The 13,022-nt window shown below is 43.4% G+C and carries 11 protein-coding genes; 10 read left to right on the forward strand and 1 reads right to left on the reverse strand.

The genetic code is table 11. From position 1 onward, the window contains the following. Window positions 1-96: 96 nt before the first annotated feature. From B9Y89_RS11800 to B9Y89_RS11840, 9 genes are all read left to right on the forward strand, one after another. Window positions 97-2,163 carry a sigma-54 interaction domain-containing protein gene (locus tag B9Y89_RS11800; RefSeq protein ID WP_085523421.1) on the forward strand — a complete coding sequence of 689 codons (2,067 nt, stop codon included), beginning with the start codon at window positions 97-99 and terminating at the stop codon, window positions 2,161-2,163. Window positions 2,164-2,494: 331 nt separating this feature from the next. Then, window positions 2,495-3,589 carry a Leu/Phe/Val dehydrogenase gene (locus B9Y89_RS11805; RefSeq protein WP_085523422.1) on the forward strand — a complete coding sequence of 365 codons (1,095 nt, stop codon included), beginning with the start codon at window positions 2,495-2,497 and terminating at the stop codon, window positions 3,587-3,589. A 32-nt stretch (window positions 3,590-3,621) separates the two neighbouring features. Beyond that, window positions 3,622-4,734, forward strand: a complete 1,113-nt coding sequence (gene buk / locus B9Y89_RS11810; protein WP_085523423.1) for a butyrate kinase — start codon at window positions 3,622-3,624, stop codon at window positions 4,732-4,734. 5 nt (window positions 4,735-4,739) lie between these two features. Then, complete coding sequence (gene lpdA / locus B9Y89_RS11815; protein WP_085523424.1) at window positions 4,740-6,164, forward strand: dihydrolipoyl dehydrogenase; 1,425 nt, start codon at window positions 4,740-4,742, stop codon at window positions 6,162-6,164. Window positions 6,165-6,232: 68 nt separating this feature from the next. Then, on the forward strand, window positions 6,233-7,171 hold the full coding sequence (locus B9Y89_RS11820; protein WP_176222297.1) for a thiamine pyrophosphate-dependent dehydrogenase E1 component subunit alpha: 939 nt from the start codon (window positions 6,233-6,235) through the stop codon (window positions 7,169-7,171). A 13-nt stretch (window positions 7,172-7,184) separates the two neighbouring features. Further along, the gene (locus B9Y89_RS11825; protein ID WP_085523426.1) at window positions 7,185-8,168 is read left to right on the forward strand and encodes an alpha-ketoacid dehydrogenase subunit beta; all 984 of its coding nucleotides are present in this window, start codon (window positions 7,185-7,187) and stop codon (window positions 8,166-8,168) included. Between the two features lie 21 nt (window positions 8,169-8,189). Beyond that, a complete protein-coding gene (locus tag B9Y89_RS11830; RefSeq protein WP_085523427.1) occupies window positions 8,190-9,461 on the forward strand; it encodes a dihydrolipoamide acetyltransferase family protein in 1,272 nt (423 codons plus the stop codon). A 189-nt stretch (window positions 9,462-9,650) separates the two neighbouring features. After that, a complete protein-coding gene (locus tag B9Y89_RS11835; RefSeq protein WP_176222201.1) occupies window positions 9,651-10,082 on the forward strand; it encodes a BrxA/BrxB family bacilliredoxin in 432 nt (143 codons plus the stop codon). Window positions 10,083-10,244: 162 nt separating this feature from the next. Then, complete coding sequence (locus B9Y89_RS11840) at window positions 10,245-11,501, forward strand: ammonium transporter (RefSeq protein ID WP_085523428.1); 1,257 nt, start codon at window positions 10,245-10,247, stop codon at window positions 11,499-11,501. 58 nt (window positions 11,502-11,559) lie between these two features. On the opposite strand, the gene prli42 is transcribed toward B9Y89_RS11840, so the two are convergent. Continuing rightward, a complete protein-coding gene (prli42, locus tag B9Y89_RS19065; protein ID WP_176222202.1) occupies window positions 11,560-11,652 on the reverse strand; it encodes a stressosome-associated protein Prli42 in 93 nt (30 codons plus the stop codon). A gap of 250 nt (window positions 11,653-11,902) precedes the next feature. Here prli42 and B9Y89_RS11845 point away from each other — a divergent pair, with 250 nt between their 5' ends. Then, the gene (locus tag B9Y89_RS11845; protein ID WP_085523429.1) at window positions 11,903-13,018 is read left to right on the forward strand and encodes a M20/M25/M40 family metallo-hydrolase; all 1,116 of its coding nucleotides are present in this window, start codon (window positions 11,903-11,905) and stop codon (window positions 13,016-13,018) included. The last annotated feature ends 4 nt before the right edge of the window (window positions 13,019-13,022 follow it).

The raw sequence follows: 13,022 nt of genomic DNA on the forward strand, positions 1-13,022 counted from the left end.
TATTTTAGACAAGTTTCAGCACACTGTCCATTGTATGAAAAGAAATTCTCGGATATAATATAGGTATGAAAAAACTTGCAAAGGTGGTGACTGTCCATGAAAACAGTTGCCATTATTGGCGGCACAGATCAAGCGTTAAGATTAATGACGGCATTTTCAACCCATGATAATATTTCAATCCAATGGTTGATTGTTTCGGATTCAGCTGATCCTGCCATCTCGTATGCTGAAAATCAAGGTATTAAAATATCTCACAATTGGGAACGTGTCATTGCTGATTCGATTGATTTGATCGTTTTTACGGTACCGAACCATCCTAAATTCATGTCAATCGCCCAGAATAAAGGGAATGGCAGTGTTATTATTCCTTATCAAGTAGTTGAACAGATGACCAAATTAGTTGATGAAAAGGAAGCTCTCATTCAACAATTGAAGGATCAAACGTATCAACAAACGATGATTTTAACCTTGACTCAGGATGCTATGATTGCGATCGATGTGAATGAACAAGTGACCGTTTTTAATCCTAGTGCCGAGCGTATGACGGGCTTATCGCATCAAGATGTTATGGGTCGGGCAATTCAAGAAGTTATGCCGACGTCAAAGTTGCCACGGGTTTTGGCATCGGGTCAATCTGAAGTGAATCAGGGCCAAGATCTTGATAACGGAACCAAAATTATTACAACTCGGCAGCCGATACGTGCTCATGATGGCTTCATCTATGGCGCTTTTGCAGTGTTCAAGGATATTACAGAGGTTGAGCAACTGGCTGAAGAAGTCACGAATCTGAAAAGTATTCAAACTATGTTGAATGCAGTTATTCAGTCTTCAGAAGAAGCGATTTCTGTTGTTGATGAGCACGGTAAAGGGATCATGATTAATCCTGCTTATACGAGAATGACTGGATTAACGGAAGAAGATGTTATCGGGAAACCGGCAACAGCGGATATTTCCGAAGGGGCCAGCATGCATATGAAAGTCTTACAAACACGTAAGCCGGTCAGAGGCGTCCGCATGAAGGTTGGACAAGCCAGAAAAGATGTCATTGTTAACGTCGCTCCTATTATTGTGAATGGCAAGTTAAAAGGCAGCGTGGGGATTATCCATGACATGTCAGAAATCACGAATATGACAAAGGAACTGAACCGTGCCCGACAAATTATCCGAACATTGGAAGCGAAATATTCATTTGATGACATTAAGGGTCACTCCGAGGAAATTGAGCTCGTCATTGAACAAGCTAAATTAGCGGCTACGACACCAGTAACGATTTTATTACGCGGTGAATCAGGCACGGGCAAAGAGTTATTCGCTCACGCGATACATAATGCTAGCAAACGAAAATATAACAAATTTGTTCGCGTCAATGGTGCGGCTATTTCGGAACACTTATTGGAAAGTGAATTGTTTGGGTATGAAGAAGGGGCTTTTACGGGTGCTAAGAAAAGCGGCAGACGAGGATATTTTGAAGAGGCGGATGGCGGGAGTTTGTTTCTTGATGAGATCGGTGAATTGTCATTGCAGATGCAAGCTAAGTTATTGCGTGTTCTTCAGGAAAAAGAGATTGTTAGAGTTGGCGGCACGAAGCCGATCCCCGTCAATGTACGAGTGATTACAGCGACAAACGTTAATCTTGAGAAACGCATCGCTGATGGAGCTTTTCGCGAAGATCTATACTATCGCTTGAATCGAATGCCAATTTTTATTCCGCCCTTAAGGCAACGCAAGGAGGATCTCGCCCCGTTGAGCCATCATTTGTTAAATAAAATCAACCAAGACTTTGGGCGTAATGTGGAGCGCATCTCAGAGGCGGCACTGGATCAATTAAAGGTCTATCATTGGCCGGGGAACGTTAGAGAGCTCGAGAATGTCTTGGGCCGAATCGTGATTCACATGGGTTTTCATGAAAATGAAATTATCGCGGGTCATATCCCCACATTGAAACATGAATCATTGGAGGATACGACACAGCCAATAACGATTGATAGCAATGGTAAATCGCTAAATGCTACAATGGAAACTTACGAAAAACAAGTGATTCAACAAGCTTTGGCTGAAAATAACGATAATAAAACAAAAACGGCCCAACAGTTAGGCATTTCCGTCCGGGCGCTTTATTACAAATTGAACAAGCACAACCTTGAAGAAAGTAGCACGCAATAACTTGCATGTGTGCAAAATATTGCAGAGATGCGATCATTGAAATGAAGCGCTTTCATAGAAATCGGACTTGGCATTGAAATTGCATATGACTGTTGAATGAAAATGGCGTTCAATCGATGGGGATCTATTTAACCAAAAGGCTGTCTTATAAATGATTGCTGTTTTTAAGAAATCTTAGATGAAATCACGTAGACTCCTGCGGGAACTGCGGCCAGAGAGCAACAATCTATACGAAAAGAGCTTGCCGAAAAGATCCCTTCGTCAAATAAACTGAACGCTATGAATGTTGAGGCTAGTTGTAAAGGCTTGAGGCAAACAAGGAGGCTACATGATGGAAATTACAAAATATATGGAAACGCATGATTATGAACAATTGGTTGTCTGTCAAGACAGGGAATCTGGATTAAAAGCATTTATTTGCATTCATGATACGACGCTAGGTCCAGCGCTTGGTGGAACAAGGATGTGGACGTACGATTCAGAAGATGATGCTATTGAAGATGCGATGCGCTTGGCTCGCGGCATGACTTATAAAAACGCAGCTACAGGACTTAATCTTGGCGGCGGTAAAACAGTCGTGATGGGTGACCCGCGAAAAGATAAAAATGAAGCCATGTTTCGTGCACTAGGTCGGTTTATACAGGGATTGAATGGTCGTTACATTACAGCAGAGGATGTTGGAACAACGGTGGATGACATGGATTTGATTCATGAAGAAACCAATTATGTCACAGGGATTTCTCCAGAATTCGGATCATCTGGTAATCCGTCTCCTGTCACAGCTTATGGTGTTTACAAAGGAATGAAGGCATCGGCCAAAGCCGCATTCGGTGATGATTCTTTAGATGGGAAGACGGTTGCTGTTCAAGGGGTTGGTACAGTCGCATTTACGCTATGCGAACATTTGCATGAAGAAGGAGCCAACTTAATCGTTACGGATATTAATGAAGAAGCCGTCGAGCGCGCCGTAAAAGCCTTTGGTGCCAAAGCTGTTTCTACCGATGAAATTTATAGTGTCGATTGTGACATTTTTGCTCCTTGTGCATTGGGTGCGGTCATTAATGATGATACGTTACCTTCCTTAAAAGCAAAAGTGATTGCAGGATCGGCGAATAATCAATTGAAGGCTGATGAACATGGTGAAGCCTTGTACAATAAAGGCATTGTTTATGCACCGGACTATGTTATTAATGCTGGCGGGGTTATTAATGTAGCTGATGAGCTCATCGGATATAATAGCGATCGAGCGTTGCGTCGGGTCGAAGGGATCTACGATAATTTGATGAAGGTTTATCAAATTTCTGATCGTGATCATATCGGTTCCTATAAAGCGGCTAATCGTTTGGCGGAAGAGCGTATTCAAGCATTGAAAAATGCTCGCAGTACATTTCTCAAGAACGGAAAAGATATTCTTAGTATGCGTTAATAACCACGAAAAAGTGTGATGGAGGTCAGGCAATGGCCAAGACAACAGACTATCGAATTTTAGCCATCAACCCAGGCTCTACATCAACAAAAATATCTGTGTTTGCGAATAATAAAGCGATTTTTACGACCAAAATTCACTATGATACTGATCATTTATCAGCTTATCAATCAATGACAGAACAATATAGTATGCGGAAAGCGTCCATATTAGAGCACCTTGATCATGATGGTCTTAATTTGTCTAGATTAGATGCTGTTGTCGGACGTGGCGGTTTGCTCCGTCCCATTGAAGGTGGTACCTATGAAGTAAATCAACCGATGTTGTCCGATTTACATCAAGGATTTGCTGGACAACACCCTTCGAACCTTGGCGGCATTATCGCGCATGATATTGGTCAACAATTGAATATCCCCGCCTTTATTGTTGATCCTGTCGTTGTTGATGAACTGGCACCTGTGGCCCGGTTTTCTGGCTTGCCTGATGTTGAAAGGAAGAGTATTTTTCATGCCTTAAACCAGAAGGCTGTAGCCAGAAAGGCGGCTCAACAATTGGGTAAGAACTATCATGAAGCACGAATGATTGTCACACATATGGGCGGCGGTGTTACAGTTGGCACGCATGACTGTGCCAAGGTCGTTGACGTTAATAATGGATTGCATGGTGAAGGACCGTTTTCCGCTGAACGAGCGGGCACTGTTCCGACTGGCGATCTTATCCAAATGTGTTATTCCGGTGACTATGATGTCAATGAACTTATGAATAAAGTTGTTGAGCGCTCAGGTCTTGTTGGATATTTGGGGATCAATGATCCTGATCAAATCGAACAAATGATTGCAAATGGTCATACTCAAGCGGAACAGGTTTATGATGCAATGGCGTATCAAATGGCTAAAGAAATTGGTGGAGCTGCCACGGTTTTATGTGGGGAAGTCGATATTATTGTATTGACAGGTGAGTTTGCTTACAGTAAAACGCTAATATCAAAAGTCACTAAGCGTGTTGATTGGATTGCGGATGTTGTTGTTTTACCTGGTGAAGATGAGATGCAGGCGCTTGCGGAAGGGACGTTGCGTGTGTTGACAGGCGAAGAGCGCGCAAAACAATATCAGGGACAATCTATAAGTCAAATGGAAAGGACGTGAGATAAGTGGCCGAAAACTATGACCTTGTGATTTTAGGTGGTGGCACCGGTGGCTATGTAGCGGCTATCCGGGCATCGCAATTAGGGTTAAAAACCGCCATAGTAGAGTCGGATGTATTAGGCGGCACGTGTCTTCATCGCGGTTGTATACCAAGTAAAGCATTGCTTCGTAGTGCTGAAGTTTATGCGACGGCACAGGCAGGAGAGCAATTTGGTGTCTTTGCCGATCGTATTGAACTTGATTATGGGAAAGCCCATGAACGTAAATCGCAAATTATCCAGCAGTTACATACCGGTGTTAAGCAGCTAATGAAAAAAGGACAAATTGATATTTATAACGGCTTCGGACGGATTCTTGGACCCTCAATTTTCTCTCCGATGCCTGGAGCGATTTCTGTGGAAATGAAAGATGGCAGTGACAACCAAGTGCTAATCCCTGAAAATGTCATCATAGCTACAGGGTCAATGCCGCGATCTCTGCCTAATTTAGCTATTGATGGTGATCGAACTCTGACGTCAGATGATGTGGTCAACATGACTGATCTACCCAATTCTTTGCTCATTGTTGGAGGTGGCGTGATCGGCGTTGAGTGGGCTTCCATGTTCGCTGACTTTGGGGTTGATGTAACAGTGCTTGAATATGCCAATCGGCTGATACCAGGAGAAGATCAAGCGCTTTCCAAAGAATTGCAAAGGCAATTGAAGAAAAAAGGGGTACGTGTTGTCACGGGTGCGGCAGTGCAAGCCGACACGCTTGATAAAGGTAACGATGATGTCAAGGTGTCCGCGGTCGTTCAAAATGACACACAAGTCTTTACAGCTGATAAATTGTTAGTGTCCGTAGGAAGGGTGCCGAATACGCAAGATATTGGCTTACAAAATACAAGTATTAAAACGGAACGTGAATGCATTCAAGTCAATGAATACGGTCAAACTCATGAATCGCACATATATGCCATTGGCGATGTTATAGGCGGTTTACAGTTGGCTCATGTTGCTTCGCACGAAGGGATAACGGCTGTCGAGCATATTGCGGGTGTCTCGACTGACCCGGTTGATTCATTAAAGGTTCCCCGCTGTATCTATACACGTCCTGAAGCGGCTAGTCTGGGATTGACCGAAGAACAGGCCAAGGAAAAGGGTTATGACATCAAGCAAAGTACGTTTTCTTTTAACGCGATTGGTAAGGCGCTTGTTTTTGGAGAAGCTGATGGGTTTGCCAAAATGATTGTGGATAAACAGACTGATGATTTATTAGGTGTTCATATGATGGGTCCGCATGCGACAGATATGATATCCGAAGCAGCCCTTGCTCAATTACTAGATGCAACACCTTGGGAGATTTCGGAAGTGATTCATCCTCACCCAACGTTATCAGAAATTATGGGGGAAGCGGCTTTGGCTGTTGACGGCAACGCCATTCATTCTTAAGGGAGGTTATTCCATTGGCTGAAAAGCGTCATGAACAACTTGGTTTATCTGATGAAACGGTATTTAATATGTATGAGGCCATGTTGTTGGCAAGGAAAATTGATGAACGGATGTGGTTATTAAATAGGGCGGGCAAGATACCATTTGTGGTGTCGTGTCAAGGTCAAGAAGCAGCACAAATTGGCGCGGCTTTTGCTCTTGATCGCGCAAAAGACTACATCGCACCTTATTATCGCGATTTGGGTCTAGTTTTAGCATTCGGAATGTCAACCCAGGACATTATGCTGTCTGGTTTTGCCAAAGCTGAAGATCCCAATTCAGCGGGTCGACAAATGCCAGGGCATTTTGGCCAAAAGAAAAATCGGATTATGACGCAGTCATCACCGGTGACAACCCAAGTGGCTCATGCGGTTGGGGCTGCTCTTGGTGGGAGAATGAGGGGCGAAGATATAGTCGCCTTAACAACATTTGGTGAGGGCTCATCGAATCAAGGTGATTTCCATGAATCTGCCAATTTTGCTGGTGTACATCAATTACCCGTGATTTTCATGTGCGAGAACAATAAATATGCGATTTCAGTTCCAATCAAGAAACAACTCGCTTGCGAACAGGTTTCTGATCGTGCAGCTGGTTACGGCATGCATGGCGTAACGGTGGACGGTAATGATCCGCTCTCTGTTTATGAGGCCATTAAGGAGGCGGCTGATCGAGCGCGGGCTGGCAATGGCCCTTCGCTTATTGAAACGGTATCCTATCGATTAACCCCACATTCCAGCGACGATGATGATCGAGCGTACAGAGAAAAAACTGAGGTTGATGAAGCTAAAGAGAAAGACGGAATCATCTTATTTGCTCAATATTTACGAGACAACGGTGTGATGACAGAAGACAAGGAAAATGACCTTCAAGAACGGATCAAGCGTCTTGTTGATGAAGCGACAGATTATGCCGAAAACGCCCGCTATGCTGAACCCGAATCGGCATTAAACTACGTTTACGAGGAATAGGAGGAGACATTAAATGCCTGTGATTTCATATATTCAAGCTGTAAACGATGCGCTGCGCGAAGAAATGAACCGTGATGATCATGTGTTCGTTATGGGTGAAGATGTGGGCATCAACGGAGGGGTGTTTAGAGCAACAGAGGGCTTGATTGACCAGTACGGAGAAGACCGGGTGATTGATACACCCTTGGCTGAATCGGCGATTGCTGGTGTGGGGATCGGGGCAGCGATGTACGGGATGAGACCTGTTGCTGAAATGCAATTTGCTGACTTTATTATGCCGGCGGTGAATCAGATTGTATCGGAAGCTGCAAAAATACGCTACCGGTCTAATAATGATTGGCAGGCGCCGATCACTATACGCGCTCCTTATGGAGGCGGTGTTCACGGTGCACTTTATCATTCTCAATCGGTTGAAGCCTTGTTTGCTAATGTCCCTGGTTTAAAGATTGTCATGCCTTCGACTCCCTATGATGTGAAAGGGTTGTTGAAAGCTGCGATTCGGGATAATGATCCTGTTTTATTTTTTGAACATAAACGCGCGTACCGCTTAGTTAAAGGTGAAGTGCCCGAAGAAGATTATACGTTGCCGATTGGCAAAGCCGACGTCAAGTGTGAAGGAGATGACATTACCGTTATCACGTACGGATTATGTGTTAACTTCGCCTTGCAAGCAGCAGAAAAGCTTGAAAAAGAGGGGGTATCTGCGCACATCCTTGATTTACGCACTGTATATCCGCTTGATCAAGAGGCCATTATTGCGGCTGCGGCTAAAACGGGGAAGGTTTTGCTTGTGACTGAGGATAATAAGGAAGGTAGTGTGATGAGTGAAGTTGCCGCCACCATTTCCGAACATTGTCTGTTTGATTTAGATGCTCCAATCCAAAGGTTAGCAGGACCTGATACTCCATCCATGCCCTATGCGCCGCCGATGGAGAAATACTTTATGATGAATCCGGAAAAAGTTGAGCATGCCATGCGTGAGCTCGCAGAATATTAACATGGAACGGAGGGAAAACCTTTGGCCAAAGAAAAAGTGTTAATGCCGCAACTCGGGGAAAGTGTGACCGAAGGAACGATTAGTCAATGGTTGATCAGTCCTGGTGATCATGTTAATAAATATGATCCGATCGCCGAAGTCACAACCGATAAAGTGAATGCCGAGGTTCCCATTTCACTGACAGGTGAAATCGTTGAACTTGTGGCAGGAGAAGGCGATACCATTGAGGTCGGTGAGTTGATTGCCTATCTTGAAACAGAAGAAAAGGCTTCAAATGATGATGTCGGTAAAAATAATGCCCAGTCGGTCGCGGATACTCATACAACACCAGATCATTCAAGCGAATCATCGATGAAAAAGCGTTATTCACCAGCTGTCCTACGTTTGTCTCAAGAACATGACATTGACTTGAATCAAGTTGAGGGCAGTGGAAAAGGCGGCCGGATCACACGGAAGGATTTAGAGAAGTTGATCGCTTCCGATCATTCATCACCAGCTAATAATGGGGCTAATCCGGAACCGCAGCCAACGCCGCAGCCGAAACAACCAGCACAGTCGCAAGATCGTTCAGTTGATATCCCGATTGGCGAAGGGGATCGTGAAGTGCCAGTAACAGGCGTTCGTAAAGCGATTGCCGATAATATGGTCAAAAGTAAACACGAAGCACCGCATGCTTGGACGATGATAGAAGTTGATGTAACGAATTTAGTCAATTACCGGGGTCAAATTAAAGATGAGTTTAAATCCAAAGAAGGCTATAGTTTGACATTTTTGCCGTTTTTTATTAAATCCGTTGTGGAAGCATTAAGGGAATATCCAAGAGTCAATGCGATGTGGTCAGGCGACAAAATCATTGAGAAAAAAGACGTTAATATTTCAATGGCGGTTTCAACGGATGATGCCTTATATGTTCCAGTCATCAAGCAAGCGGATGAGAAAAGTATTAAAGGACTCGCGCACAGTGTCCATGATTTGGCTGGAAAAGTCCGGCGTCAGCAGTTGTCTGCCGATGATATGCAAGGCGGAACGTTTACTGTTAACAATACAGGATCATTCGGTTCGGTTCTGTCCCAGCCGATTATCAATTATCCGCAAGCGGCGATTCTCTCAGTGGAATCCATAGTAAAGCGTCCGATTGTTATGGATAATAATATGATTGCTGTTAGAGATATGGTGAACCTATGTCTTTCGCTAGATCATCGGATTTTAGATGGGCTCATTGCCGGTCGTTTCCTCCAAAGTGTGAAGAATAAATTAGAAAATATAACTGAAGACAATACATCGATCTATTGATTAAAGCTGCCGGCCGGAGCCAACAGCTTCAATCAGAATAATAGGGGGTCTTAAGGATATGGAGGTGTTGCTTACTCAAGTAGATACCCTAATCTAAGATCCTATAAACATTAAAATGTTTTCAGTTTTGCATTGGGTTATAAAAGCGTTAAAATGAGTATAAAGATAGACAAAAGGAGTGAAGATACAGTGAGTATGGATTTTAATATTTTTATGAACGATGTCGTTGATAAGTCCCGGAATGAAATTACTGAAGCGGGTTATCATGAACTTCGCACGCCCGAGGCTGTCGATGATGCACTTCAGAAAGACGGAACGGCGCTGGTTATGGTCAATTCCGTTTGCGGTTGTGCTGGCGGTGTTGCTAGACCAGCTGCTTCCTACGCAGTTAATTGCTACCATCGTCCTGATCAATTCGTGACCGTATTTGCGGGTCAGGATAAAGAAGCGACAGAGCGTGCGCGCGAATACTTTGAGGGCTACCCACCGTCGTCACCATCGTTTGCGCTTTTAAAAGATGGGAAAATTACATCAATGATTGAGCGTCATGATATTGAAGGTTTCGAGCCTCATGAAGTGGCGGCCAAACTTGAGAAATTATTTGATGACCATTGCGCATAAAAAAAAGTCCGGTATTTACCGGGCTTTTTTTTATGCGATATTTTAATTAGGGTGTTAGGTTTCATTACAAATAAGTTTGAAATGAACACAACCTTGATTATGATAATAACTAAATAAAGAAGCAATCATGTTATAAAATCTTACAAACGGGGGTTGCGTAAAATGGAAGGTACTCTAGACAGTCTTTGGACAATGATTGGTGCCATTTTAGTTATTTTAATGTTGGGGGGCTTCATTTTACTTGAAGCTGGTTCGACGAGGATGAAAAATGCCGGTCACATTGCTGGGAAAACAATCTTAACATTTGGTATTGGTTCATTAGTGTTCTGGGCACTTGGGTTTGGCCTGATTTTTGGCGATGATGCTGGTGGATTTTTAGGACTAGGTCACTTCTTCTATGACGGCGGTCAATTTGCCGATACGAACCTATCGACACCTGTTTATTTCGTTTTTCAGTTAGCTTTTGCTGCAATTTCTTTAACGATTGCGTTTGGTGGCTTTGCAGAAAGAGCGAAGATGGTCGTCTACGTTATTTTCTCCATCATGTTTTCCATTGTCGTTTACCCAATTATTGCCCATTGGGTATGGGGCGGCGGTTGGTTATCATCACTTGGAACACAAGATTTTGCTGGGTCAACCGTTGTACATCTAACTGGAGCGATGGCTGCCTTAGCAGCAACAATCATTTTAAAACCACGTCTTGGGAAATATGGGAAAAACGGGGTTGTCAATTCGTTTCAAGGACATAATCAAGTTTATACATCACTCGCTGTCTTATTGCTATGGGTCGGCTGGTTTGGATTCAATGCTGGTAGTACTGTTAGTGTTGCGGATGCCTTTTTCGGTTATGTAGCATTGAATACCCAATTGGGGGCAGCTGCGGGTGCTGTCAGTGCATTAATTGTTTCATGGATCATATACGGTAAGGCTGATGTGTCTTCGATTTTAAATGGGACGATTTCAGGACTTGTTGCTATAACGGCATCATGTGCGTTTGTTGAACCATGGGCTGCTGTTGTGATTGGTCTTGCTGCGGGTGTGATTACGATTTTGACAGCCCGGATGCTTGAGAAGAAACAAATAGACGATCCAATTTTTGCGGTATCAGTCCACGGTACCCCAGGTGTATGGGGGACATTGTCGACAGGTCTATTTGCAACACCTGAACTTGCAAGCATCGGTCAAGCAGGATTGTTTTACGGCGGCGGTTTAACGCAGTTAGGTGTGCAAGTGTTAGGTGTTGTGGCATCTGGAGCGTTTGCCTTTGTCATTTCTTATGTATTGTTAAAATTGACGCAAGGACTAACAGGTTCATTACGCGTTAGCAAAGAAGAAGAAATGATGGGACTCGATATGAGTGAACACGGCGTCTATGGCTATCCTGAGTTAATGTACGATGATCCAAATAAAGTGAGTTAACAATTGAAAATAACATGCATGACAGACCGTGAGTCGGGTGCTCACGGTCTATTTCATATTAAAGCATCATACCGAGCGATCCGAGGAGTGTTGTTAATATTAATGCGCCAAGCATAATCCAAACAACGGCCTTGAAAGTTTTATTTTTCATAGCAGCAACCTCCCAATTGATTGTCCCTTCACCATTGTATAAAGGGTGGACAAAAAAGACAAGGATATCCATCTAAAATAAAAGGGTTTAACAAATGACAGTTAAGAAAATACTTGCAGGTAACGATAAGAAAGGAGATTAGATGCCTAACTCGATAAAAAAGGACAAGCATTAGGCTAAAAAATATATACAAATTCCGTTATAATAGATGCTGTGACGATACATACATATAGGAAGGTGCTGAAACAGCATGGCTAATCAAGATCGTGTGTTAAATACATTTTTGGAACTTGTACAAGTTGATTCTGAAACGGGTGAAGAGAGTACCATAGCTGAAACTTTGAAGGAAACGTTTACGAATCTCGGGCTCAGTGTTGAAGAAGATCAAGCTTGCGAACAGACGGGTCATGGTGCTAATAATTTAATTATTACTTTTACTGGTGAGGACGGCTATGATCCAATTTATTTTACTTCACATATGGATACAGTTGTTCCTGGTAAAGGGATACAACCTGAGGTCAAGGACGGCTACGTCACCTCTGATGGGACAACGATTTTGGGTGCCGATGATAAAGCAGGATTAGCTGCTATGATAGAGGCTATCCGCGTCATTCAAGAAGATCAATTGCCGCATGGTGACATTCAATTCGTGATTACCGTTGGTGAGGAGTCCGGATTGGTCGGTGCCAAAGCTTTGGATGACAAGCTTGTTCACGCCAAGTATGGCTATGCTTTAGACAGTGACGGTACTGTCGGACATATTATTACTGCCGCACCAACTCAAGCGAAATTGAATGCAACAATTTACGGTAAGACAGCTCATGCCGGTGTTGAACCTGAAAAAGGTGTTTCAGCCATAACAATTGCTTCTAAAGCGATTGCTAAAATGCCGTTAGGTCGTATTGATAAGGAAACAACGGCTAATATTGGTCAGTTTCAGGGCGGTCAGAAAACCAATATTGTGTGCGATCAAGTCGATATCCTTTCTGAAGCTCGTTCCTTGGTTAAAGAAAAATTAGATAAACAAGTCGAGGCCATGCAGAATGCCTTTAATCAAGCTGCGGAAGACATGGGGGGCAGTGTGGATATTGATGTTAATATCATGTACCCGAATTTTAAATTTAAGGCTGACGATCATGTTGTTGAGATCGCCAAACGAGCCGCGAAGGCAATTGACCGGGAACCTGTGCTACTTGAAAGCGGCGGCGGCAGCGACGCTAATGTGATTGCCGGAAAAGGGTTTCCGACCGTTAATTTAGGTATTGGCTATGAGAACATTCACACGAAAGAGGAAAAAATGCCGGTGGCTGAATTAGAAAAAGCTGCGGAAATGATTATCGCCATCGCAAAAGAAGCGAAACAATAAGCAC

This window comes from Tuberibacillus sp. Marseille-P3662, from assembly GCF_900178005.1.
Lineage (GTDB): Bacteria > Bacillota > Bacilli > Bacillales > Sporolactobacillaceae > Marseille-P3662.